The organism is Thermoactinospora rubra (genome assembly GCF_002093975.1).
Taxonomy (GTDB): Bacteria; Actinomycetota; Actinomycetes; order Streptosporangiales; family Streptosporangiaceae; genus Nonomuraea; species Nonomuraea rubra_A.
Window position 1 is genome coordinate 14,746 of record NZ_MSZZ01000071.1, and the last position, 24,995, is coordinate 39,740.

The 24,995-nt window shown below is 68.2% G+C and carries 22 protein-coding genes and 1 pseudogene; 13 read left to right on the top strand and 10 right to left on the bottom strand.

From position 1 onward, the window contains the following. The first annotated feature begins 27 nt into the window (after positions 1-27). A complete protein-coding gene (locus BSB02_RS35990; protein WP_084965478.1) occupies positions 28-1,485 on the top strand; it encodes a serine/threonine-protein kinase in 1,458 nt (485 codons plus the stop codon). A gap of 10 nt (positions 1,486-1,495) precedes the next feature. Here BSB02_RS35990 and BSB02_RS35995 read toward each other — a convergent pair whose 3' ends face one another. Next, complete coding sequence (locus BSB02_RS35995) at positions 1,496-3,481, bottom strand: N-6 DNA methylase (protein ID WP_206185078.1); 1,986 nt, start codon at positions 3,479-3,481, stop codon at positions 1,496-1,498. A gap of 229 nt (positions 3,482-3,710) precedes the next feature. On the opposite strand from BSB02_RS35995, the gene BSB02_RS43775 reads away from it, so the two are divergent. Then, positions 3,711-4,016 (top strand): thiamine pyrophosphate-dependent enzyme, encoded by a 306-nt coding sequence (locus tag BSB02_RS43775; protein ID WP_420855908.1) that lies wholly within the window; start codon positions 3,711-3,713, stop codon positions 4,014-4,016. 51 nt (positions 4,017-4,067) lie between these two features. Here the strand turns inward: BSB02_RS43775 and BSB02_RS36000 are convergent, their stop codons facing one another. From BSB02_RS36000 to BSB02_RS36020, 5 genes and pseudogenes are all read right to left on the bottom strand, one after another. Then, on the bottom strand, positions 4,068-4,718 hold the full coding sequence (locus BSB02_RS36000; RefSeq protein WP_084965480.1) for a DUF2637 domain-containing protein: 651 nt from the start codon (positions 4,716-4,718) through the stop codon (positions 4,068-4,070). Between the two features lie 242 nt (positions 4,719-4,960). After that, positions 4,961-5,101 carry a hypothetical protein gene (locus tag BSB02_RS40910; RefSeq protein WP_158088840.1) on the bottom strand — a complete coding sequence of 47 codons (141 nt, stop codon included), beginning with the start codon at positions 5,099-5,101 and terminating at the stop codon, positions 4,961-4,963. Positions 5,102-5,278: 177 nt separating this feature from the next. After that, on the bottom strand, positions 5,279-5,635 hold the full coding sequence (locus tag BSB02_RS36010) for a recombinase zinc beta ribbon domain-containing protein (protein ID WP_084965482.1): 357 nt from the start codon (positions 5,633-5,635) through the stop codon (positions 5,279-5,281). A gap of 19 nt (positions 5,636-5,654) precedes the next feature. After that, a pseudogene (locus BSB02_RS36015) lies at positions 5,655-6,515 on the bottom strand (IS256 family transposase); the annotation flags it as partial. Between the two features lie 135 nt (positions 6,516-6,650). Next, entirely contained in the window at positions 6,651-7,067 is a 417-nt protein-coding gene (locus BSB02_RS36020) for a DUF2267 domain-containing protein (protein ID WP_084965483.1), read from the bottom strand. Between the two features lie 254 nt (positions 7,068-7,321). Here BSB02_RS36020 and BSB02_RS36025 point away from each other — a divergent pair, with 254 nt between their 5' ends. The 11 genes from BSB02_RS36025 to BSB02_RS36075 all read left to right on the top strand — a co-directional run bounded on the left by BSB02_RS36025 (position 7,322) and on the right by BSB02_RS36075 (position 20,043). After that, positions 7,322-9,937: a helix-turn-helix transcriptional regulator gene (locus tag BSB02_RS36025; RefSeq protein ID WP_158088841.1), complete on the top strand. Its 2,616-nt coding sequence runs from the start codon at positions 7,322-7,324 to the stop codon at positions 9,935-9,937. A 101-nt stretch (positions 9,938-10,038) separates the two neighbouring features. Further along, on the top strand, positions 10,039-10,488 hold the full coding sequence (locus tag BSB02_RS36030; protein WP_084965485.1) for an Hsp20/alpha crystallin family protein: 450 nt from the start codon (positions 10,039-10,041) through the stop codon (positions 10,486-10,488). 22 nt (positions 10,489-10,510) lie between these two features. After that, a complete protein-coding gene (locus BSB02_RS36035) occupies positions 10,511-10,984 on the top strand; it encodes a YflT domain-containing protein (protein WP_084965486.1) in 474 nt (157 codons plus the stop codon). 32 nt (positions 10,985-11,016) lie between these two features. Then, a complete protein-coding gene (gene dnaK, locus BSB02_RS36040; RefSeq protein ID WP_084965487.1) occupies positions 11,017-12,930 on the top strand; it encodes a molecular chaperone DnaK in 1,914 nt (637 codons plus the stop codon). A gap of 59 nt (positions 12,931-12,989) precedes the next feature. After that, positions 12,990-13,553 carry a nucleotide exchange factor GrpE gene (locus BSB02_RS36045; protein WP_084965488.1) on the top strand — a complete coding sequence of 188 codons (564 nt, stop codon included), beginning with the start codon at positions 12,990-12,992 and terminating at the stop codon, positions 13,551-13,553. Next, the gene (locus tag BSB02_RS36050; protein ID WP_084965489.1) at positions 13,553-14,491 is read left to right on the top strand and encodes a DnaJ C-terminal domain-containing protein; all 939 of its coding nucleotides are present in this window, start codon (positions 13,553-13,555) and stop codon (positions 14,489-14,491) included. The genes BSB02_RS36045 and BSB02_RS36050 overlap by 1 nt, the downstream gene beginning before the upstream one ends. Further along, a complete protein-coding gene (locus tag BSB02_RS36055) occupies positions 14,488-14,781 on the top strand; it encodes a chaperone modulator CbpM (RefSeq protein ID WP_084965490.1) in 294 nt (97 codons plus the stop codon). The genes BSB02_RS36050 and BSB02_RS36055 overlap by 4 nt, the downstream gene beginning before the upstream one ends. A 25-nt stretch (positions 14,782-14,806) precedes the next feature. Next, positions 14,807-17,413: an ATP-dependent chaperone ClpB gene (gene clpB / locus BSB02_RS36060; RefSeq protein ID WP_240506958.1), complete on the top strand. Its 2,607-nt coding sequence runs from the start codon at positions 14,807-14,809 to the stop codon at positions 17,411-17,413. Position 17,414: 1 nt separating this feature from the next. Then, entirely contained in the window at positions 17,415-17,852 is a 438-nt protein-coding gene (gene trxA, locus BSB02_RS36065; RefSeq protein ID WP_084965492.1) for a thioredoxin, read from the top strand. Further along, the gene (locus BSB02_RS36070; protein WP_084965493.1) at positions 17,849-19,585 is read left to right on the top strand and encodes an FAD-dependent oxidoreductase; all 1,737 of its coding nucleotides are present in this window, start codon (positions 17,849-17,851) and stop codon (positions 19,583-19,585) included. The genes trxA and BSB02_RS36070 overlap by 4 nt, the downstream gene beginning before the upstream one ends. Positions 19,586-19,593: 8 nt before the next feature. Next, a complete protein-coding gene (locus BSB02_RS36075) occupies positions 19,594-20,043 on the top strand; it encodes a DUF1931 family protein (RefSeq protein WP_084965497.1) in 450 nt (149 codons plus the stop codon). A gap of 612 nt (positions 20,044-20,655) precedes the next feature. Here BSB02_RS36075 and BSB02_RS36080 read toward each other — a convergent pair. The 4 genes from BSB02_RS36080 to BSB02_RS43780 all read right to left on the bottom strand — a co-directional run bounded on the left by BSB02_RS36080 (position 20,656) and on the right by BSB02_RS43780 (position 24,467). Continuing rightward, positions 20,656-21,666, bottom strand: coding sequence for a hypothetical protein (locus BSB02_RS36080; protein WP_084965494.1), 1,011 nt, complete (start codon positions 21,664-21,666; stop codon positions 20,656-20,658). 651 nt (positions 21,667-22,317) lie between these two features. After that, positions 22,318-22,905: an ATP-binding protein gene (locus BSB02_RS42750; protein ID WP_143591623.1), complete on the bottom strand. Its 588-nt coding sequence runs from the start codon at positions 22,903-22,905 to the stop codon at positions 22,318-22,320. Positions 22,906-23,088: 183 nt separating this feature from the next. Next, positions 23,089-23,850, bottom strand: a complete 762-nt coding sequence (locus BSB02_RS40270; RefSeq protein ID WP_143591625.1) for a hypothetical protein — start codon at positions 23,848-23,850, stop codon at positions 23,089-23,091. A 32-nt stretch (positions 23,851-23,882) separates the two neighbouring features. Further along, positions 23,883-24,467: an RNA polymerase sigma factor gene (locus tag BSB02_RS43780; RefSeq protein WP_084965496.1), complete on the bottom strand. Its 585-nt coding sequence runs from the start codon at positions 24,465-24,467 to the stop codon at positions 23,883-23,885. Positions 24,468-24,995: the final 528 nt, after the last annotated feature.

Consider the following 24,995-nt stretch of genomic DNA (forward strand, 5'->3'; position numbering starts at 1 on the left):
GTGGGGGTACCAGTGGGGCCAGGAGACGTGCTCGCGGACAGGTTCCGCATCACCGAGCTCCCCAAGGGCGGCGGCATGGCGACCGTATGGCCGGCCGAAGACCTGGTCACGGGTCAGCCGGTCGTGGTCAAGATTCTCGGCCGGGACCTGTGGAGCGGACTTTCGCTGCCTGCCGCCGACGCCCACCGCCTCCGCAGCGAACTGTTCAAACGCTTCGAGCGGGAACGCCAGATGCTCCAAAGTCTAGGCGGATCCGGCATACCGCGCCTGCTCCACCACGAATTCCGATGCGGCGAACCGTGCCTCGTCATGGAGCGCGTCATCGGGAAGGACCTGCGCGAGTTCCTCAACACGAACCGCCCCTCGCTGGTCGCGTCCGCTGCGATCACGGTCCAGATCCTGGAGACGCTCCAGCGCGTGCACGCCGCGGGCGTCATTCATCGCGACCTCAAACCGGCCAACGTCGTCCTCGCGAACGACGGATCCGTGTACCTCATCGATTTCGGCATCGCCCTCCCCACCGATCCGGAGGCCACGCGGCATACCCTGCACGGCCCGACGCCGGGAAGCATCGGATACAAGGCGCCGGAGCTCATCCGAGGTGTGAAGAACCCCCAGCCGGCCGCCGACGTCTACGGCGTGGGCTGCATGTTGTTCCAGTTCCTCACCGGGCGTCAGGTCTTCGAGGACCTCCCAGACCGGAGCATCGAGGACCAGCATCGCAACGACCCGCCGCCGCGTCTCGACCCTGTGCGGCACTCCGTTCCCGCCGACGTGGCCGAGCTGATCTGGACCATGCTGGCCAAGGATCCGCGCGACCGTCCCGCACCGGCGGCGGCCCTCGATGTCCTGCGTCGCCATCTCCCGAAGCCCGGCGACCCCGCACCCTCGCCCAGACTGGATCCGGACCCGACGCTGCCCTTCCGGCGTGTGGAACCTCGGGGCCCGGCGCCTGCTGGTCCTCCCGCGCCCGTTCGGCGCCGCCCGCCGGTGCGGCGCCGCCGCATCCCGAGCCGTCGCGCGTTCGCGGATCTTCTGGATGCCGCGGAGCGAGCCCTGGAGATGCACGACCTCGACGGCGTGCCCGAGCAGGTCTCGGCCGAGCTGGCCGACGCGCAGGAGTCATGGGGACCGCGTGACGAACTCGTCGTGCGAGGGCGTCTGGTCCGCGCCGATCTCGCCCGGATCAAAGGAGACTGGCCAGGCGCGGGCTCGCAGTACCGCTCGGTGGAACGAGACCTGCGAGGAACCACGGACGTGGCACTCGTCCCCCTCCTCCTGGAGGCCCGCCTTGGGGCAGCCGAGTGTCTGGTTCCCGACGAGGGGAACGCCAAAGGGGCCTACGGAATCTGGGAAGCTGTGATCAAGCAGCTGAACGGCTTGCCGGTCGCATCCCCCAAGCTCATAGGACGGTGCCGGGAGTTCGCCGACGAGCTCCGCGATTGGGGTTACCAGGTCGACGGGCTGCTGGAGGACCTTCCATGACCGTCGAACGTCACTCAGGCATCAGGCGCCCGTTGCCCAGCAGCTCCGACAGCGTCCGGCCCAGTTCCGCGCCGACCGAGCTCACCTCGGCGACCGCGCGCTCGAAATCCACGAGGCGGCGGTGTGCCTCGCCGTACCGGCGCTGCTCCGCCATCGGCAGGCGAAGCACCTTCAAGCGGCGCACGTCGATGCGCGAGGCCGCCGTCGCGCGCGTTCCGGCCTGGCGGGCGTTGGACTGCGTCCGTAGGCACGCCGCCAGGAACCACGGGTCAAGGCGCTCCAGATCGGGTCGAAGGCGATACAGATGCGGGCCCAGCACCACCGGAGCCGAACTGTCCACCCATACCGCGAACTCGGCCACAGTTCCGGCAACCACCACGTCATGAGAAGAGGTCACGGTGATCCTTCCCTCCTCCTCCAACCGCTCCACCTCTTCAAGCGACATCCATGACTGCGGCGTCCGGCCCCCCTTCAGGTCGGGCAGATGAAGGACGGGAATCCCGTCGGCGGGACGATCTCCCCGCCGCAGGTGCTCTCCCGCAATCGCTTGCCCAACCGCTATCGAAAGCGCATCGGCCTGCTCCAGTTCCGAGACCGTCACCGTCATGAGGTCGTCTGGCTCCCGAACGGCCGACAGACCACGGAGGGCACATCCCAAGTCCCGAGCCGCCTGCATGGCCGCATCGAACCGGCCCCACGATCGCCGCAGCGTGAGGAGCGATGCGGCCGAGCTGGACGGGAGGTATCGAGCCGGTGTGAGATCGGTCTCCTCGCCGAGGAGTTCCACGATCGGCATCCGCACGCTGCCTTCCGGGGCCTCCCCCCGCAGGGCGGCGAGAATCCGGCCGCGTATCCCGGCCCAGTCCACCGCGTGCGTCCGGTCGTTGGACGGCGCATCACGCAGATCTGCCGTGTCCACCATGAGCACCGACATGTCGGCAACTTGCTTCTTAGGCGGATGCAGGATCCACAGCTGAAGGCCGATTCCATACGGTGGCGAGCTTCCGGGAGGCAAGGCGATGACCGCACGCAGCGCCCCCGCACGCAGCAACGAGGCCCGGATGCGGCGCCCTGCACGGCGAAAGGCCACCCCCGGAGGCAGCAGCACGACGCCGACGCCGCCCTCCCCCAGGGCGGACACGACGTGCTGAACCCAGGCAAGCTCCGGTTCCGTACGCGGAGGCTGCCCGAACACCCATCGACGATCCGTGGCGAGCTCGGAGTGACCCCAGTCCCGGTCGTTGGTCGGCGGACTGCACAAGATCACATCTGCTGCGACCTCGGCGAGCTGGTCGGCTCGCAACGTGTCGGCCGCTCTCACGGTCACCTCGGCAGTCGTTTCCAGGGCAAGGCGCGCCTGCGCCAGACATGCGAGTACCGGGTCGCGATCCTGGCCATACAGGCGCAAAGGAGCTCTCTCTGACCACCGTTGTGCACCCGCCAGCAGCAAGCCGCCGGTACCGCAAGCGGGATCTAGAACGGTTTCGATCGTCTGGGGGCCCGCCACTTCGGCGATCTCCGCCATGAGCGCCGCCAATGGACCTGCTGTGGTGACAATCTGGCGGACATGAGTACCGTGCCAGCGGTCCAAGAGGAAACGGAAGGTCCGCAGATTCCCCTCTCGCTGGGCCACCGCAAGTGTTCGGTCCAACAGCGACCGCTCGCCGGCATCCAGTTCTCCTGAAGTCAGCTCAAGAGAGCCGGTGCCACCGTTCGCGTCGTCTGCACCGATCAAGGCACCGAACGCGGCGATGATCCGACCCATGCGATCCCGGTCAGCCAAGACGTCATACTCCGGCCACAGTCGCTCCAGCGCCCCAGCCGAAGAGCCGCCCTTGCCGTGCGCATCCAGCCAAGCCTCGACTTCCGACAGGGAAAACTGTGGGCTGGCATCCGTTCCTCCCACCGGCGCAGGGAAGTCCCGGTGGCGACGGCGCCAGTTGCTGACCGCTGCTCGTCCCACTCCCGAGATACGCGCGATCTCGGCGAGCGTCACGACAACCGACCCGCCTTGCTTTTCGGGCGGCCTGCCACGCACCATTGCGAACCCCTCAAAAGGCATGAGTGTTGACTGAGTTTTCAGTCTAGCTATGTCCGCACAGGTTAGAGCTTCGCATGCCGTCTGCCTGCCACGCCGTATTGGATAGACCGTGGTGTCATGTCCCGCGACCTGGACCTGCGGACGCTGTGACCGTTTCGGGAACGTTGCGTCCAGCCGTACAGCAGTGAGCAGATCCTTGGCTTCATGCGCCCTGGCCTTGCTGTGGCATCTGCCGATGTTGTTCGCCTGTGAGAACAACCTCTACGGCACGAGCACCGCGTTCGTCCGCGCCCAGGCGGAGACCCACCCGGCTTCGCCTACAACATGGCAGTCTGGCCGGTGGACGAGATGGTGGGCACGACGTGTGCGGTCACAGCAGCGTGCACGTCGATCAACCGGGGGCACACCAGCGCCTCCACGGAACCCGGAGCGGTTCAGTACGCAGATCTCCGAACCTTCCGGACGAAACCGGCGGTGCCGTTGGACGTGACCACGTCACGGGCTCTCACGGGCTGATGATTAGCCAGGAGTCAATGTCTGACTACCCAAGTTCACCGGCGAGTCCTGCATTCTTGACCCAGCGACCCCACCTGGCGCTCCTGGAGAACTGCGCCGCGATCGCCTTCCCTGAAGGGAGGGCGCCGTCCGGAAGACGGTTTGCCTGCGCCCACCGCCAGGCCGTCCTGCGAAGGTCCACAGCTTCGTGGTCGTGCAGCCGAAGGTGGTCTGAGGCTACTCCTGCCTCATCCTCGTCCGGTTCAGCGGACTTCACCGTAGTCTCGTCGTCTCCTGGTTTGGCTGAGACTCGACGGATTTGCGCCATGAGCAGTTCATAGCTACCGATCAAAGCCGCGGAAGGCCAGGCAGCGATAATGCGGCCGATAACGCTGGGCTCGGCTACGGCGACATTCGCGCCAAGGCTGGCCAGGCTACCGGTGATCAGAAGAATCCAAGCCAAGGCTCCGCCGCGTGAGCCGTATCGATTGGCTAGGAGGATCGACATCGAAGCGACCACGATAGTGCCATCGACCGCGAGCGGAATGAGCACCGCCGCCAGGTGGTCTTCACCGTGGCGCAGGCAGAGTTCATGCATATGTCGAAAGGAGACGACGGCGGCGATCCCCGCCAGCAGGCCGACGCCTGCGATGGTCGTGCGCTGGATCCGACGTACTGCGCGAGTGCTTGGCTCCACGTCGACTCACCCCTCCCCACCAGGGAGAACGATGGTGGTGGAAGCGGCGAAGGGCATGTACGTATCGAGAGTGTCGCCCCTCGGACACACTTTGCTACATGATCGCCCGAGCTGAGCTCGGGCGATTACTTCTTTCCGGGCAGGCTCGTACGTCAGGCGCAGCCCGAGCTGGCCGTAGACCTCGGCCTTGTCCACCGGATCGGCGCTGCGCAGGGCTCTGCGTATGTCTCCGAGCATGGCTGTCATGGCAGCGAATCCTCCTCCGTGAGCCGTTTGGGGATGGCACTGATCAGCTGATCCAGGCGCATCTGCTCGACCTTCCGCTTGGCTTCCGTCTCGGTGATCCATCCGGCGACCACCGCTGGATCGCTCCCCGCATCCACGAGGGCTCGATAGGCGGTGAGCTTTGCGTTCGCACTCGGCTACCGCCTGGCGAGCGGCCTCGACCGCCACGAGGCGATGGTCATCGGCCAGCTGCGCGTCGGCCATGGCGCGGATCGTGTCCGGGAGATGCGCGGGGTCGAACACCGTGGCCAGCCACTCATCCAGCGGCTCAACGGTCAGCTCTTCCCTGACATAACCGAGCGCGGGTGGTCGAGCTTGTTGGCCTGCGCGTACTGGCTGGGGAAGACGCATCGGTAGTGCGGCTTGCCGTTGTTCCAGCTGCCCTGCATGCGCCGCTCGCAGACACCGCAGAACAGCAGGCCGCGGAAGATGTACGGCCGAGGCGTCCGGCGGGGCTTGCGGCTGTCTTGCGCGCGTCCGGGGACGGCCAGGAGCGCCTGCACCTGGTTGAAGGTCTCCTCATCCACCAGCGCTTCGTGGGCCTGCCGTTCGGACCAGACCCAGTGGTCGGGATTATTCCAGCGCAGCTTGGTCATGTGGCCGAGGCCGACGTCGTTGAGAGCAATCGTCAAGACCTGTGGATCAAGATCTTTAAGCGGCGATCGATTGGTCCTCGATGGCCGGTGATTCCTCGGGCCGCTCGACGAGCTTGCCCTTGACGAACGTGGCCCCGGCGCGGACCAGGGCGACGAGATGAGGCGCGTTGACCGCGCGCCAGCGCTTCTGCGCCGACTCGATCAGCTTGAACGCCATCGCGAGCCCGGCCGCGCGCGAGCCAGGCCCCTTGGTCACCTTGGTGCGGTGCCGGACGGTGGCAAACGTCGACTCGATCGGGTTGGTCGTGCGCAGGTGTACCCAATGTTCGGCGGGATAGTCGTAGAAGGCGAGCAGTTCGTCCAGGTCATCGACGACCTTGGCCACGGCCTTGGGGTACTTGGCGCCGTAGGCGGCCTGGAAGTCCTTGACCGCGGCCAGGGCGTGGTCCTTGTCCTCGGCGTTCCAGATCTCGGCCAGGGCCTTCTTGGCGGCCGGGTGGGCCGACTTGGGTAGCGCCCCGAGCACATTAGCGATCTTGTGAAACCAGCATCTCTGGGCTCTGGTCTGCGCAAACACCTCGCCCAGCACCGACCAGAAGCCGAGCGCACCATCACCGACCGCCAGCACCGGCGCCCGCATACCTCTACGCTTGCAGTCGCGCAGCAGGTCAGCCCACGACTCGGCAGACTCGCGGTAGCCGTCGGCGAGGGCGAGGAGCTCCTTGCGGCCGTCGGCGCGCACCCCGATCATCACCAGCAGGCGCAGCCTGTGCTCTTCCAGCCGGATGTTGACGTGCACGCCGTCGGCCCACAGGAAGACGTAGTCGACGCCGGACAGGTCACGCTCGGCGAAGGCGCGCTGCTCGGCCTTCCATGTCTCGGTCAGGCGGGTGATGACCGACGCGGACAGGCCCGCCGGGCCTTCGACAGGGAGGACCGCGAGGATCTCGGCCGGCGTGCCCCGCTGGTGGGTCTCCTGCCGCTGCGGCTGCTCCGGGCCCTGCGCCGGCGAAGGGCCTGAGGGCTTGAAGCGGCGCCGGCGCCGGGTGCCTCAAGGCAGCACCGAGGCCAGGTCCTTCGGCATGGCGGCTTTCACATCCTCCCACTCGCCATCGGTGATGTGCCTGCGCAGCGCCTGCAGCACCGTCTTCACCAGGATCTCCGTGTCTCCCTCGTAGAAGGCGGTGTCGCCGCGGACGCGGTCGAGGAACTCGTCGCGGCCGACCTTCACCGGCACGACGCTGGGACGCCAGCCGTCGAAGTAGACGCCCCGGATCAGCAAGGGCAACTGGGCGGCGAGCTGCGCGCTCTCCTCCACCGTCAACCGGTCACGCAGAGCGTGGAGAACCGCACGCAGGGCCGTGTAGGAGTGGTCGCGAGCCCAGCCGTGAGCCTCCTCGATCTCTCGCAGGACGCGGTTCGTCTTGTCGACCGTACGGTTGAACGGCGCATAACCGGTCTCCGCCATCTCATCAGCTCCTTCGCTTCTTCTCCGGTGGATACGCGGTCTTCTCCGGTGGATACGCGGCCGCGGACGCCACTTCCGAGACTGGTCCGGGTGCTTCTCGGGCCACATCCCCGATACGTGCGGTCCTCGTCCGACGGCCACCTCCGGAACGTCCCGATCAGCGGAGTCGTAGCTGGGAGTTTCGGGCTAAAGATCTCCGCGCATTTGAGATTCGGCGCACCCTTAGGGGTAAGCGCTCCATGGTGAGGGGCGAGATGCGGGGTCGCGAAGCGGCATGGCGAGAGGCATGCGGCCTGCTCCGGTCGGTTGAGGCGGGCGAGAGTGGGACCCTGCTGGTCGACGGCAAGCCCGGCATCGGCAAGACGCGGCTGCTGACCGAGACCACCGCCGCGGCGTCCGCGCGTGGAATCACCGTGCTGGAGGGCAGCGCGGAGGAGCTGGGCGAGTTCGTCCCCTGCGGCGTGCTGTTCGACGTCCTGGCGCTGCGCCCGGAGCCGGGGGCCGACTCAGGCGACGTCCCGGTCGGCGTGGAGTGGCGGGCGCGGGCGCTGGAACGCCTGAGGATGGGCTTCGAGTGGCGTGCGACGGGGCCGACGCTGGCTGTCCTCGACGACCTGCACTGGGCGGGCCAGGCGACGCTGATCGCCCTGCGCACCCTCCATCATGATCTCGTCCGCTACCCCATCGGCTGGCTGCTGAGCCGCTCGACCACCGTGAGGCAGCGCAATCCCACCACCTCCCTGTTCGACCTGCTGGAGCGGGGCGGCGCCACGCGGGTGACCCTCGGCCCGCTGCCCGCGGACGCGGTCATGGCGATGACGACCGAGGCGCTGGGGGCGCCGCCGGAGCCGCCGATGGTGGAGCTCGTGGCCGCCGCCGGCGGCAATCCCCTGCTGATCACCGAGCTGCTCGCCGGGCTGCGCGATGAGGGTCTGCTCACCGCCGTCGGCCATGCGACCGGCCTGTCGTACGCGCACGTCCCCGACCGGTTCCGGATGGTGGTACGGCGGTGGATCGACGCCCTCAGCGCCGGTGCCCGGAACCTGATCGAGACAGCCGCGGTGCTGGGCCCGACCTTCACCCCGCAGGAGGTGGCGTCGCTGCTCGGCAGCACGCCGGCGGCGCTGCTGCCCCTGGTGGAGGAGTCCATGGCGGCGGGACTGCTGGCCGTCACCGCCCACGGCCTGGCCTTCCGCCAGGAGTTGCTCGGGCTGGTCGTGGCCGCGCAGGTCCCCCAGCCGGTGCGGCGCGCGCTTCTCACCCAGGTGACAGGAAGCGCTCATTCCCCGCCGGGCAGGTCACAGTTCGACGCGCGCATCGACACGACCCTCACCTCCATCGACACGGCGGTCGCAGCGGGACGCCTCGAGGAGGCCGAGCACGCGGCCCGCGGACATCTCACCGGCGACGGTTCCGCACAGGACCTCGCTGAGGCGCGCTGCGTGATGTCGGACATCATGTGCCTGACCGGGCGGCTCGACGAGGCCGTCCGGGAGGCCGAGACGGCCCTGGCCATGCCTGGACTGACCGCCGGCCTGCGCGACCGGGCGAGCGTGGCGTGGCTGTCCGCCATGAACCAGGTCGGGGAGGGCGGCGCATCGGCGCGCGCGCACGCGCACGACATCGTCGAGGAGGGCTCCCGGCACAGTACGGCGGCGACGGTCGCGGCCCTGATGACGCTCGCGGCGGCCGAGCGGGACGAGGGCAGGATGTCCGGCGCGCTGGCGTTCGCCGAGGACGCGCGGCGGCTGAGCGGCGCCGAACCGGTGACGCACCCCTACGACTCCGGCCTGGTCTCCGCCAGGATGCTCATCGACCTGGGCATGCTGGACGAGGCTGCGACGATCCTGCGGGACACGCGCGAGGAGATGTCCCTGCGCGGCCATCTGGCGTGGGCCTCCGACGCCGACGTCCTGGAGGCCCGTGCGGAGTTCATCGCGGGCCGCCTGGACAGCGCGGTCACCGCAGCCGACCGGGCCATGGGCCTCGCCACCCAGCTCGGCACGCCCCTGTCCGCGGCGGCTGCGGGCACCGTGCTGGCCGCCGTCGCGTTGCGGCGCGGCAACCTGCGGGCGGCGCTACGGCACCTCGCCGACATGCCCCCGCCCGACTTCGACGGTCGCACCCGGCACGCGCTACTGACAGCGCAGATCGCGGAGATGCGTGACGGCCCCCGCAGCGCGATGGCGCTGATCTCCGACCTTTCGGGCCCGCTCGGTGGCCGGCGGGTGGTGTTCGCCATGGAGCCGACGGCGAGCGCGTGGATGGTCCGCGTGGCCCTCGCCGTGGAAGACCGACCGGCCGCCGAGGCGGTCGGCGCCGTAGCGGAGTCCCTCAGCCAGGCCAACCCGGAGTTCCCCGCGCTGGTGGCGGCTGCCGAGCACGCCCGGGGCTTGCTCGACGGCGACCGCGACCTGCTGAGCCGGGCCGCCGAACGGACGCCGGACGTCTGGGCGCGGGCCTCGGCCACGGAGGACCTCGCGGTGGTGCTCATCGCGGCCGACCTGCGTAAGGAGGCGGTGCGACGCCTGGAGCTGGCGCTGGAGGTCTACCAAGGCATCGGCTCCGTCAGGGACTCGGCGCGGGTGCGCCACCGGCTGCGCGGCATGGGCGTGCGTCACCGGCACTGGAGCTACGCCGAACGGCCGGTCGCCGGCTGGGACAGCCTCACCGAGACCGAGCACCACATCTCGCTGCTGGTCGCCGACGGATGGACAAACAAGCACATCGCCGCGCAGATGTTCGTCAGTGTGCACACCGTCGCCTTCCACCTCAGGCACATCTACCGGAAGCTGCACATCAACTCGCGTGTCGAGCTCACCCGCCTCGTGGCGGCGGAGGAACACGACGACGCCGGCCCGCCCGCCTGACGAAGCGGGGGCCGGCGACCGGACTACACATCTGGGGGATGTGGCCGCAAAACGCCGCGACAAGCCTCGAAAGTGTCGGATTCCCGTCGAGGAGGCTCGCCATGGCTTTGCTCGTCACGCGCCGCAGAGGCGGCGACGTCATCCCCACCCGCGAGTTCGAGGACGTGTACGACCGGCTGGGACAGCTCATGAACGCCGTCCTCGGGGGCCTCGCCGAGGGCGGGGACGGAGGTGTCTGGGTGCCCATGGCGGACGTGTCGGAGACCGAGGACTCCTACATCGTCGAGGTGGACGTCCCCGGCGCGCGCAAGGACCAGCTCGACGTCCAGCTCTCCGAGCGGGAGCTGATCGTCACGGGACGTATCGAGGAGCAGGAGCGCGAACGCCGGCACCGCAAGACGCGCCGGACCGGCCAGTTCGAACTGCGCACCGTGCTTCCGGGAGACGTCGACGCGGAGCGGGTCGAGGCACACCTGTCCGACGGCGTGCTCACCGTCACCATCCCCAAGGCGCGGGCCGCCAAGCCCCGCCACATCGAAGTATCCGCATGACAGCGAAGGAGAAGGGGGAGCCGTGTCCGTCGCACCGTCGAGCCCTTTCACCACCGGTCGTGAGTCCATCGCCAGCTATCGAACCTACGAGGAGGCGCAGAGAGCCGTCGATTACCTGTCCGACCACGGATTCCCCGTGGCGGGGACGCTGATCGTCGGCGGGGGGCTGCGCTCCGTGGAGCGCGTGGTCTCCCGCATGACCACCGCACGCGCGGCCGCGTACGGCGCCGCGTCCGGCGCCTGGTTCGGCCTGCTCGTCGGCCTGTTCGTGGGCGTCTTCGCCCCGACCGCCTGGCACATGCTGACCCTGGTGCTCTGGGGGCTGCTGTGGGGCGCCGTCGCCGGGGCCGTCTACGGCCTGATCTCCCATGCGGTCCAGGGCGGCCGGCGTGACTTCGTCTCGGAGAGCGGCCTGGTCGCCGACAAGTACGAGGTCCTCGTCGAGTCCGAGCATGCGCCGAGGGCCCGGGAACTACTCGCGAAACTGAACGGCTAGCGCGCGGAGAACGTGCCAAGGAGGAGCCAGCGATGGCCAAGGCAGTCGGTATCGATCTCGGCACGACCAACTCGGTGATCGCCGCCACGGAGGACGGCCATCCCGCGGTCATACCCAACGCGGAGGGCTCGCGGACGACGCCCTCCGTGGTGGCGTTCACCGACCAGGGAGAACGGCTGGTGGGCCTGCTCGCGCGCCGCCAGGCCATCCTCAATCCGAAGGGCACCATCTACTCGGCCAAGCGCTTCATCGGCCGCCGGTACGACGAGGTCAAGAGCGAGATCAACGCGGTGTCGTTCGACGTGGTCGAGGGGCCGGGGGGAGCGGTACGCTTCCAGGTCCGCGACAAGCAGTACGCGCCGGAGGAGGTCTCCGCGCTCGTGCTGCGCAAGCTCGCCGCCGACGCGGCGAAGTACCTGGGCGAGAAGGTGACCGAGGCGGTCATCACGGTCCCGGCCTACTTCAACGACGCCCAACGCCAGGCCACCAAGGACGCGGGGCGCATCGCCGGCCTCGAGGTCCTGCGGATCATCAACGAACCGACCGCCGCGGCGCTGGCCTACGGGATGGACAAGAAGACCAACGAGACCGTGCTGGTCTTCGACCTGGGCGGCGGCACGTTCGACGTGAGCATCCTGGACATCGGCGAGGGTGTTATCGAGGTCCGCGCCACCTCCGGCGACGGGCACCTGGGTGGTGACGACTTCGACCGCAGAATCGTCGACCACCTGGCCGACGAGTTCCAGAAGGAGCAGGGCATCGACCTGCGCCGCGACCCGCAGGCCCTGCAACGGCTGTTCGAGGCGGCCGAGAAGGCCAAGGTGGAGCTGTCCGAGGTCAGCCAGACCACGATCAGTCTGCCGTTCATCACGGCGGACGCCTCGGGGCCGAAGCACCTCAACACCACGCTCATGCGCTCCACGTTCGAGCAGATCACCGCCGACCTGGTGGAGCGCTGCGTCCACCCCGTCGAGCAGGCGATGCAGGACGCGAAGCTACGGCCCGCGGACATCGACGAGGTCATCCTCGTCGGCGGGTCCACCCGCATGCCGGCCGTGCAGAGCCTCGTGCGCAGGCTCACCGGCGGCAAGGACCCGAACATGACGGTGAACCCGGACGAGGTCGTGGCCATCGGCGCGGCGATCCAGGCCGGCATCATCAAGGGCGAGGTCGAGGACGTCGTCCTGCTCGACGTCACGCCGCTCTCGCTCGGCGTGGAAACGCTCGGCGGCCTCATGACCAAGGTCATCGAGCGCAACACGACGATCCCCGCCCGCCGGACGGAGGTCTTCAGCACGGCCGAGGACAACCAGACCGCCGTGGACATCGTGATCCTGCAGGGAGAGCGCGAGCGCGCCGCCGACAACCGGGTGCTCGGACGCTTCCGGCTGGAGAACATCCGGCCCGCGCCGCGAGGGGTGCCGCAGATCGAGGTCACCTTCGACATCGACGCCAACGGCATCCTCAACGTCACCGCCCGGGACAAGGACACCGGCGCGGAGCAGCGGATCACCATCAGCGAGACCTCCAACCTGGACAAGTCGGAGATCGAGCGGATGATCCAGGACGCCGAGCGGCACCGCGACGAGGACGTCCGGCTGCGGGAGACCGTCGACGCGCGCAATGAGCTGGACTCGGTCGCCTACCAGGTGGAGCGCCGGCTGGCCGAACTCGGCGACGCGGTGCCCGTCCATGAGAAGGCACGGGCCGAGCAGCTTGTCCAGGACGCCCGTCAGGCGATCAAGGAGGAGGCGCCGATCGAGCGGCTGCGCGCGCTCAGCGGCGAGCTCCAGCAGATCTACCACGGGCTGGGCGCCGTGAGCGCGGGTGCCGGCACGGGACGGCCGGAGAACGGCACTGTGCCGCAGGGCGAAGGAGGCCGCGCAGCGGGCGGCGATGACGAGGACGTCATCGACGCCGAGTTCACTACGTCGGACTCGGAGTGAGACGGACTCCCCGTGCGGCGAACCGTGTGCCATGGAGGCCATGAGCACCTCGGAGGGACATGAACGGCCACGAAGACGCCCCGCGCGCCGGTCAGGGCGCCGAGGCCCCGGTGAGACCCGGGCAGGCGGAGGCGCCCGCACCCGATGCCCCGACGTCGCCCGCCGACACGGACGCGAAGCTGGCCGAGCTGGAGGACCGCTGGCTACGCGCCGTCGCTGACCTGGACAATCTGCGCAAACGCATCGCCCGTGACGCCGAGCGGGTCCGAGCCGAGGAGCGGGACAGGGTGGCGGCCGCATGGCTGCCCGTCCTGGACAATCTGGAGCGCGCGCTCCACCACGCCGCCGAGGGAGGCGACGGGGCCGACGGCGGCGCGGACCCGGTCGTCGACGGGGTGCGGGCGGTCCGCGACCAGGCGGTCGAGGTGCTGTCGCGCCTCGGCTACCGCCGCAACGACGAGACCGGTGTGCCCTTCGATCCCGCGCGGCACGAGGCGATGGCCACCACGCCGCGCGACGACGTCCCCCCGAACACGGTCGTCCAGGTGGTGCGGCCGGGTTACGGGGACGAGCGGCGGCAGTTGCGTCCCGCGGTGGTGGTCGTCTCCAGGTCGGCGGAGTGATGGCCCCCCGGCGCGACTTCTACGAGGTGCTCGGCGTCAGCAGGAACGCCGACGCCGACGAGATCCAGCGGGCCTACCGCAAGCTGGTACGCGCCTACCACCCCGACGTCAACAAGGACCCCGTGGCGGAGGACCGGTTCAAGGAGATCTCGGAGGCGTACTCCGTACTGTCCGACCCCGAGACGCGCCGCCGGTACGACGCGTTCGGCCACGACTTCCGCCAGGTGCCGCCCGACGTGGACCCGGCGCAGTGGGCTCGCTCCCGCGCCGGGGCGCGCGCGGGCGGGGGCCGGCGCTCGGCCCGGGCCGAGGACATCGGCTTCGGCGGGGGCGAGGACATCGGCATCGACCTGGACGACCTGCTCGGTGGCATGTTCGGCGGCCGCGGCAGGCGGCGGTGGGGGCCCATGCCCGGCGCCGACCAGGAGGCGGAGATCACGGTCACCGTCGAGGAGGCGTACAACGGAGGGCGTCGCACGCTCACGCTGCCGGGCGGGCGGCAGGTGGACGTCACGATCCCCAAGGGGGTCACGAACGGGCAGCGCATCAGGCTGGCCGGCCAGGGCGGGCAGGGCAGCGAGGGCGCGAACCGGGGCGACCTCTACCTCATCGTGCAGATCGCCGACCACCCCCGCTACCGTGTCGAGGGTCGCGACATCCACGCCTTCCTGCCGCTCGCCCCGTGGGAGGCGGCGTTGGGCGCCACGATCTCCCTCGACACTCCGGGCGGCGAGGCGAAGCTGAAGGTGCCGCCGGGCACCTCGTCGGGACGCCGGTTGCGGCTGCGCGGGCGCGGGCTGCCCGCTCGGCGCGGCGAGTCCGGTGACTTCTACGCCGAGGTGCGGATCATGGTGCCGCCCCGGCTCACCGACGAGGAACGCCGCCTGTTCGAGCAGCTCGCCGCCGCGTCGACCTTCGACCCCAGGAGACGTTCATGACCTACGCGATCGTCCGCCCGGTCCGGCTCGACCTGGAGTCGTTCGCCCGGGCCACCGGGCTGCACCCGCAGACCATCAGCCGGCTGGTGGCGCTCGGCCTGCTCGAACCGGTCAGGGACGCGGGCGGGCGGCTGTGCTTCCCTCCCTCCCAGGTGGCGGAGGCGGCACGGATACAGCGGCTGCACGAGGGCCTGACGATCAACTACGCCGCCATCGGCCTGGTCATCGACCTGCTCGATCGGATCGGGGAGCTGGAGGCCGCCCTGAGACAGCGCTCGCGACGACACTAAGGGGACTGGAGTGGATCCGAACCGGATGACGCAGAAATCGCAGGAGGCACTGCACGACGCCCAGACCAAGGCGTTGCGCTTCGGGCACACCGAGATCGATGGCGAGCATCTCCTGCTGGCCCTGCTCGACCAGCCCGAGGGAATCGCCCCCCGGCTGCTGGAGCAGACGGGCGTCGACACCGATCGCCTGCGCGCGGACCTGGAGCAGGAGCTGTCACGCAGGCCGCGGGTCAGCGGCCCGGGCGCCGGGCCCGGCCAGGTCTTCGTCACGCAGCGCCTGTCGCGGCTGCTCGACGCCGCCGAACGGGAGGCGAGTCGGCTCAAGGACGAGTACGTCTCCGTCGAGCACCTGCTGCTGGCCCTGATCGACGAGGGGTCCGAGGCCGCGTCCGGACGGCTCCTGCACGGCCAGGGGGTGAGCCGGGACCGGTTCCTGCAGGCGCTCACCGCCATCCGGGGCAACCAGCGGGTGACCTCGGCCATGCCGGAGGTGGCCTACGAGGCGCTGGAGAAGTACGGGCGCGACCTGGTCGCCGAGGCCCGCGCGGACAAGCTCGACCCGGTGATCGGCCGGGACACGGAGATCCGCCGCGTGATCCAGATCCTCTCGCGCAAGACGAAGAACAACCCGGTGCTGATCGGCGATCCCGGCGTCGGCAAGACGGCCATCGTCGAGGGGCTGGCCCAGCGGATCGTTCGCAGCGACGTCCCCGAGGGGCTGCGCGACAAGACCATCTTCAGCCTGGACATGGGCGCGCTCGTGGCCGGCGCCAAGTACCGGGGCGAGTTCGAGGAGCGGCTGAAGGCCGTGCTGAACGAGGTCAAGGCGGCCGAGGGTCGGATCCTGCTGTTCGTCGACGAGCTGCACACCGTGGTCGGGGCCGGCGCCACCGAGGGCGCCATGGACGCCGGCAACATGCTCAAGCCGATGCTGGCCCGCGGCGAGCTGCACATGATCGGCGCGACGACCGTGCAGGAGTACCGCAAGCACATCGAGAAGGACGCCGCCCTGGAGCGGCGCTTCCAGCCGGTGCTGGTGGACGAGCCATCGGTCGAGGACGCCCTGTCGATCCTGCGGGGGCTGCGCGAGCGGCTGGAGGTCTTCCACGGCGTGAAGATCCAGGACAGCGCCCTGGTCGCCGCCGTGACGCTGAGCCACCGCTACATCTCCGACCGGTTCCTGCCCGACAAGGCGATCGACCTGGTCGACGAGGCGTGCGCCATGATCCGCACCGAGATCGACTCCATGCCGGCCGAGCTGGACGAGCTGACCAGGCGCGTCATGCGGCTGGAGATCGAGGAGGCCGCGCTGGCCAAGGAGGAGGACCCCTCCAGCCAGGCGCGCCTAGCCGACCTGCGCAAGGAGCTGGCCGACCTGCGCGCCGAGGCCGACGCGATGCGGGCGCAGTGGGAGGCCGAGCGCTCGGCGCTGCGCAAGGTCCAGGCGCTGCGACAGGAGCTGGAGGCCGTACGGCGGGAGGCCGAGCAGGCCGAGCGCGACTACGACCTCAACCGGGCCGCCGAACTGCGTCACGGCAGGCTCCCCGAGCTGGAGCGGCGGCTGAAGGCCGAGGAGGAGCGGCTGTACTCCCGCCAGCACGGGCGGCGGCTGCTGCGCGAGGTGGTGACGGAGGAGGAGATCGCCTCCATCGTGTCCCGCTGGACCGGCATCCCCGTCTCACGCCTGAAGGAGGGCGAGCGAGAGAAGCTGCTGCGGCTGGACGAGATCCTGCACGAGCGCGTCATCGGGCAGGACGAGGCCGTGATGCTCGTGGCCGACGCGATCATCCGCGCCCGCTCCGGCATCAAGGACCCCCGGCGGCCCATCGGGTCGTTCCTCTTCCTCGGGCCGACCGGCGTCGGCAAGACCGAGTTGGCCCGCTCGCTCGCGGAGGCGCTCTTCGACACCGAGGACAACATGGTCCGCATCGACATGAGCGAGTACCAGGAGCGGCACACGGTCAGCCGGCTCGTCGGCGCCCCTCCCGGGTACATCGGCTACGAGGAGGGCGGCCAGCTCACCGAGGCGGTGCGGCGCAAGCCGTACTCGGTGGTGCTCTTCGACGAGATCGAGAAGGCGCACGCCGACGTGTTCAACACGCTGCTGCAGGTGCTCGACGACGGGCGGCTGACCGACGCGCAGGGCCGCACGGTCGACTTCCGCAACACCGTGATCATCATGACGTCGAACATCGGCTCGCAGCACCTGCTTGACGGCGTCACGCCGGACGGCGAGATCAAGCCCGACGGGCGCGCCCGGGTGATGGCCGAGCTGCGCGGGCACTTCCGTCCGGAGTTCCTCAACCGGGTCGACGACATCGTGCTGTTCAAGCCGCTGACCGAGGCCGAGATCGAGCAGATCGTCGACCTCATGTTCAACGACATCAGGAAGCGGCTGGCCGACCGGCGGCTCACCCTGGAGGTCACGGAGGACGCGCGCAGGCTCATCGCCAGTGAGGGCTACGACCCGGTCTACGGCGCCAGGCCGCTGCGCCGCTTCATCGCGCGCGAGGTCGAGACCAGGATCGGGCGCGCCCTGCTCGCCGGTGACGTCCCGGACGGCTCGACCGTCCTGATCGACGTCGAGAAGGACGAGCTGGCCGTCACGTTCCGCCCGCCGCCGGAGGGCTGACATGTCGGGATCGCTGGTGAACTGCCCGAACTGCGGCAGGAAGAACAGAGTGCCGGCGGCGTCCGAGGGCGTGCCCCGCTGCGGGAACTGCCACCGGCCGCTGCCGTGGGTGGCGGACGCGTCCGACGACACGTTCGCCGCCGTCGCCGAGGGGTCGGACCTGCCGGTGATCGTCGACTTCTGGGCCGCGTGGTGCGGGCCGTGCCGGATGGTCACTCCCGTGCTGGAGGATCTCGCCCGCGAGCTGGCGGGCCGGATCAAGCTCGTCAAGGTCGACGTGGACGCGTCGCCGTCGCTCGCGCGGCGCTTCGAGGTCCAGCACATCCCGACGCTGATGATTCTGCGGCACGGCCAGGTCGCGGCGCGGCGCGCGGGCGCCGCCCCGGCCGCCGAGCTGCGCGTGTGGGTGGAGAACGCCACGGCGAAGGCACGCCCATGAGCACGGCGCCGCACGCCACCGCGCCCGAGACCCCGGACCTGCACGGTGCCTATCCCCGGCTCGACGACCAGCAGATCGCCGCGCTGACGAAGCGGGGCCGGCGCCGGTCCGTCTCGCCCGGCGACATCCTGTTCAGGGAGGGTGACCAGGTCGGCGAGTTCCTCGTCGTCCTGAGCGGCAAGGTCGCCATGGTCGAGTCGTACGGAGACGGGGATCCGGACGACGACGCCCAGCGCGGCGACGGGAAGCAGGTGCTCGCCGGCAACCGCACCATCGCGGTCCACGGCACTGGCCGGTTCCTCGGCGAGCTCAGTCTGCTCACCGGGCAGGCGAGCTTCGTCACCGCCGTGGTCCTGGAGCCGGGCGAGGTGCTCGCCGTGCCGGCCGACGAGGTGCGCATGCTCGTGGCGGGTGACCAGGCGCTGGGGGACCTCATCCTGCGGGCGTACCTGGCCCGGCGGACCCTGCTGATCCGGCTGGGCGCGGGATTCCGCATCATCGGCTCGCGCTACTCCGCCGAGGCCCGCCGGCTCTGCGAGTTCGCCGCGCGCAACCGCCTGCCGCACCGCTGGATCGACCTGGAGGCGGACGAAGAGGCCGACCGGCTCCTGCGCCAGCTCGGCATCACCCCCCAGGAGACCCCGGTCGTGATCTGGCACAGCCGCCGTGTGCTGCGCAACCCGACGGTCGCCGAACTGGCCGAGACCATCGGGCTGCCCACCCCGGCGGACGGTGATGCCGTGTGCGACCTGGTTATCGTGGGCGCGGGCCCGGGCGGGCTCGCGGCGGCGGTCTACGCCGCCTCCGAGGGCCTGTCCACGATCGTGCTCGACGCCGTCGCCGCGGGCGGCCAGGCGAGCACGTCGTCCCGTATCGAGAACTACCTGGGCTTCCCCTCGGGGATCTCGGGCGCAGAGCTGGCCGAGCGGGCCGCGTTCCAAGCGGGCAAGTTCGGCGCCCGCCTGACCGTCCCGGCGGAGGCGACCGCTTTGGAGCCCCACGACGGCTACTACGGCGTAGTCGTCAGCGGGCAGGACACCGTGAACGGCCACGTCGTGATCATCGCGACCGGCGCCCGCTACCGGAGGCTGAACGTCCCGAGGTTGGAGGAGTTCGAGGGGGCCGGCGTCTACTACGCGGCGACGCCGTTCGAGCTGCGCATGTGCCGCGGGGAGCCGGTGGTGATCGTGGGCGGCGGCAACTCGGCCGGTCAGGCAGCGCTGTTCCTCGCGGAGAGCGCGTCGGGGGTGCGGATGCTCGTGCGCGGCGACGACCTGCGCTCGAGCATGTCGCGTTACCTCGCCGACGAGGTCGAACGGGCTCCCGGCGTCGAGATCCTGTACCGGACCGAGGTCCGCGAACTTCTCGGGGAGCAGGCGCTGCGGGCCGTCCGCGCCGAGAACACGCGGACGGGCGAGAGCTTCGAGATCGAGACGCGGACACTGTTCGTCTTCATCGGCGCCGACCCGCACACGAAGTGGCTGGAGGGCGTCGTCCCGCTCGACGACCGGGGCTTCGTCGTCGCGGGCAAGGGTGTGTTCCCTCCGGCGCAGGGCTGGGACTCGCTCCCGCCGACGTCTCTCCCATTGGAAACCGAGCGCCTCGGCGTCTTCGCCGTGGGCGATGTCCGCAGCGGGTCGGTCAAGCGGGTCGCGTCCGCGGTCGGGGAGGGGGCCATGGCCGTGCGCCTGGTCCACGAAAGGTTCACCGCAGACCAACGACGGGGAAGGTGATGATCCACATGCCGCTGATCGGAGTCTCCAGGTTCGAGCGCTTCTTTCGTGCCGCCGCGGGCATCGACGTGGACAAGGAGGACCTCAAGCGCTACAACGACTTCCTCAACCAGAAGCTGTACGACATGCTGGTCGTCAGCGAGGCCGCCGCGAAGGCGAACCGACGCGACATCATCGAGCCGTGGGACCTGCCGATCACCAAGGGCCTGCAGGAGTGCATGCACCACTTCCGCGACATGGACGAGGAGCTCGACCTCGCCGCCATCCTGGAGGAGCTCACCGCGCTGCCCCCGCTCGACCTGTCGCTCAGCGAGGAGAGCGAGTCCCGGCTGCCCATGGTCGTGGGTGGGCTGTCCGTGGCGCTCGCCCGGGCCTTCAAGATCGTGGAGCCTGAGGTGAAGAACCCGGCGAGCGAGCAGTGGGAGCGCATGATCCGCCTGTTCGGCCTGCTCCTGTGACGCGGCGTTAGTTGGTCCGCGCGGTCGTGCACGGGCCGCCTGCTGTGAACCCCGTGCGCGCCAAAGCCGCGTGGTGACCGTGGACGAGAGCGCCCCACCTCGTCGCCCAGTTGCCGCCCTGATCACCAGCCTGACCATTGGCCTGGTCACTGGTGTTCGGCGACACACCAGTCGTGGAGCCGTGGATACGGACGCGCCACCATCCAGAGCACCCGTGACGGCATGTGACTACGGGTTATCGCCATGCGAGGTGTCGGCTACGCACCCGCGCGGGGGCGATGCCAACATCGGCCCCCGACGCACATAGGTCGCCATCACTTCACGTTCGGGAACATGATCGCCTCGCGTAGCCCATCGGTGGCCCGGCTCATGGTGGCTGGGTCGTTCGCACGCGCCATGCCGTACGGCCGGGCCGGTTGGCTCGCATACGCGCGTCGGGCCGCCCGCACGTTCGTGGCAATGGGAGCCGCCGGGAACGGTCACCGGCCGCCCCAGCGTTCGTTTCGTGCCGACGCCGATAGGGCGGGACCCGCACGGGTCCCGCCCTACGCCGTCACATATGGGTGATAGCCGCGCCGTGGGGTGGCACCGGCTACCGGGGCACCCCGGCCGCTATCCGGCCGCAGCCGCACCCATGCCGTCGTCCGTGGCGGGGGTGCCGGATGCGGCCGCGTCCCCGTCCGTACCGGCCGGGGCCAGCCGGTAGCGGGCAGGGCGCTCACCGGTCATGACCGCCTCACCGCTCTTGACCAGCGTGTCGAGCGCGTTGGCGACCGCGCCGGATGACCGGTCGAGGACCCTGGCGATCTCACCCGGGGTGAAATCGGCGTTGGGGTGCGCGCGCAGGTGCGCGATCACCTCCGGCCGCAGCGGGCGGGGCGCGGCCCGACCCGCCCGGAACCCACTACCCCCGCCGTTGCCCGTATGGGTCCGCGTGGCGCGAGCCGGGGCGGCACCGGTCGCCGCCCGGACCGATTCGGTACCGGCGAAGATCAGCTCCAGTCCGGCCGTCGTCGCGGCGTCGTCACCCGCCACCACTGCCGCGTAGGTGGATGTCACCGCCGCAAGCAGGTCAGCCAGCGCACGGCGGGTGTTTTCCGTGGTGCGGGCCTTCTCCAGTTCCGCCAGGATTTTGGCTCGCCGCGCCTCCTCCTCGGCCAGGCGCTGCTGGAGTTCCGCCTCGGCCGCCGCCCGCCGTTCGGCCTCCTCGGCCATGATCCGCATAGCCTCGGCGATGGTGTCGGGGGACACCGTGACCTTCGGCTCGGACGTCGGATCGCTGGCCTCGTCGGTGTTTTCGCCCGCGTCGCCGTCGGATGCGTCGACCATGGCTGCGTCCGCAGCCGGAAGGACCGGGGCCCACGTGTCGGGCAGGCGGCGGCCGTTGTCCCCGTGCCCGCCGGGGACGCACGTGACCCGCCCGGCGTCGGCCAGCGCCGCCAGTTCGGCCTTCACCACCGCGCGCGTGACGCCCGCTGCTTCAGCGATCGCCGGCAGTGTCGCGCCCGGGTTCGCCGCGACGGCGTTCCACACCGCCTCTGCGGGGGTGTCCGGGGTGACGTCCGAGACGGGCGCGTTAGTGGCGTGCCCGGCCGGGACGGTCGTGGTGGTCGTAGTGGTCATTTCGCGGCTCCTTTTCATCCGCACCGGCGGCGTTTTCGCGCCGGTATTTCGTTGCCGTGATACCACTATTTCTCGACGCCGGGAAAGTCGCAACCCCGACCGCGATAATTTTAGTCACCGAAACGGCTGGAGACACTTTCCTAACTCGCTACCGCAATGACACGATGACGACACCACCGACCGCAGAACATCTCGCAAAAACAACCCTTCCATGCGATAGGAAGGCACAATATGAAGCGCAATCCCTTCCTCATTCATGTAGGCGATAACATTGGATTAGCAAGACGTTCTTCCGACAGCAGGCAGCGGCTACCTCCACCACCGCAAGCGGACACACTTGGAGTCGCCCTGCATGGGTGAGGCTGGGCGTTGCGAGCCGCCTCACAGGCGTTCCAGCAGCGCCACAGGTTCCCCATAGGGGTATCGCTTAAGGAACGGGCCTAACATCTAGGTATCAACGGATCAACAACAGATCCTGTGCACTCATACCCGGCTCTGTAGAGACAGTTCTCTTCTATCTGCACAAGCCGCGCACTTCCCAACATAGAAAGGGCCCTGCCCACGTGTGTTGAGTCGTGGGCAGGGCCGCAACGCCAGGACTTGCACTATCCTGACTGCGAGGGGCCAGCCTGTTAGTGGCAGGCTGGGCCCTCACCTTGCCAGCATCACCGCCAGGTCATGCTTCGGAGCCACCGTTGGGCGCAGGTCGACGTCGGCCCAGACGGTGTGACCGTACGCCGGGTTGCCGTGGATACCCATTGCGACGGCCAGAGCGGAGACCGCCCGCAGTCCCCGTCCCTGCTCGAGTTGATCGCTCTCGGGAAGCACCGTCGGACGGGACCTACCTCCGAGATCGGTCACGCCGATGTAGGCGAGATCGGCGTGGACCAGCTCCAGGCCGAACCAGCCACCGTACTCTCCTGATCGCGTGTGCCGAACCGCGTTGGACGCCAGCTCGGTGACGATGAAGGCGATCTCGCCTTCATGCCCGGACCCGGCGAACAGCGAGACGGCGAACTGCCGAGCTACCGGGACTTGATCGAGCCGTCCCGAGTACGTCCTGCGCCACGCCATTGGCTCGGAGCCCCGAAGCCATTCAGCCGCGGAGCCATAGCTCCAGCTTCCTCGTCCCATTTCTTCTGTTTCCTTCCTGACGTTTCCGCCCGCCGCCGCAATACGGCCCGGATGATACGAGCGGTTCGGATATCCATGAACGCCCGACTCTGCCCGGAAGGTCAAGTCACGGTGGGGCAACTCACTCTATTGACCACCCTCAAATGCCATACAGGTCAGCATTTGTGATAGCTCATCGAATTAAATCGATCGCAAGACTGAAGGCGCAATCATGCCTTGCTCTCGTATTAGCGAATAAGTGATCAAGATAGACGTGATGTAAAGTGACGAACCAAGAGTAGGTCGAGGCTACAGGGATACCGAAGAACTACTACAGACGCGTCGATCATCGAGCGAACCAGTAGCCATAAATTGGAAGGGCGCCATGCTCCGGATGCGATAGATTCCATTGCCTATTAGATCGGATTTATTCCGAGCTTGATTCTCCAAGGCTGCTGGCCAAACTGTCTTTTCGTCCCATATGAAGTTATAGAGCATCTGGATCGAACCAATCTCATGGCGGCATAGGTCAACGCCGCACAGGTCTCTAGTGGCGATCTCGTTATTTGCCTTTGGAATATGGGGTAGATCTATCGCCAGATCGCTGGCCCACGACAGGCAGCGCCCCAGAGCGATAACGAGAGCGCGAAGGAGAGCGCTAATGTATCCCTCGAGAAGGGTATCGTTTGTTTCAGTGGGTGACATTGTGGCTGCAAGAGCACGCGCAACTGCCACATTGAGCAAATGAACAAGGTCCTCAACATCTTCGAAGTTGTCCGCACATGCCTTTACGAAGGCAAGTCGAAGCGCCGAAGACACAGATGCAAGAATTTCTGAATCGGGCGCAATCTTAACGAGGCTCTCAGTGAGAACTTCTGCTCGATAAAGTTCTCCAAGGATGCGTCGGAGTCGTATACGGGCCATGAATGGCTGTAGTGCCGCCAGCGATTTATCTGGACGTATACCAAGGAGCCTGCCCAACAGGACATTGACATCAGTGCTGTTTTTAACTGTGGATGTTAGGGTAGCGCTCGCTGAAGCCAGTATATGGTCGAGTTGCTCGTCGCTCATTGGTGTTATATTGTGGCCGTGGTCAGGTCTGGTCACTGAGGATCCTTCTCGCCGAATGAATGGATTTGCAGATAGATCTTGAGAGCCGCACGTGCTCGCTTGACAAGGTCACGTACCTGTTGCTCCGTCATCCCGAGCTGATCAGCAATAGCAGCATGTGTAAAATCGTCTAGGCGGTAGGCCATTGCCAATCGCTGATCCCATGGAAGAGCCTGTAGGGCAGCGCGTACATCGGACTCTAGAGCAACCTGTTCGGTCCAATCACTGCTTACCCGGTCGTGCCCCGGTTGATCAAGGTCGAGTGGGATGGTCAGTATCTGGCGGCGCCGTTGGCCACGCGGTCGGGCGAGGGCACGAAGCGCAACGGTGCGTATCCACGCTCGTGGCTCACGAACCGCGATCCACCTGGAGGGATGATTGATCAGTAGCCTCCAGGCGTCAATGAAGGCTTCTTGCGCTGCATCTTCGCTGTCCTCATGGGATGCTCCACATCGCAAAAGGAAGACTTTAAGCGAGTGGTATTCGTGTTCCGCAAACGATACGAAGGCAGCGCGTACTGCACGATGAGTGCTTGCTGCTGGACTGAGTATCGGTGGTTCTGGAGGCTGGTCGCTCATCGATCCGAACCCGTTACCTGCCTGTCTGAGATATTGGACAGGATGCTGACTAGCTCTCGAACGAGACGCCGCTGGCAGCGAGCATTCAACCAAGCGCTCGCTAAAGTGGTGACGACGCTAACGCATGCCGTGCAAACGCTTATGAGAAGAGTTGGATCCATGTGATGCGCTCCCTCTGGGGGTATACATGCATGTTGGGTCTACACAGGGAAGTGGCGCCAGAGAGCATGATCGGGACGCGAAGCGTTGGGCTCGAGTTGATTTTTCTGCGATTGAGGTACTGGTTCTTGTCTCAGAGTGGTAAGAACCTCCCGGCCTAGCTGACCTTTTAGGCACTAATCGCCACATTCGGAACTATCGGCATAAATTGGTAGATTGCGGATGTGGAGCTCACATGCAGGCACGAAAGCGGCCATCAGGCGTACGCACAGTGCGGTGGCAAGCAAGTTTCAGTCCCGGCCTCAGTAACCAGCCACCACGAGGCGAGCAATCGTCAAGACCTGTGGATCAAGATCTTTTAGGCGGCTC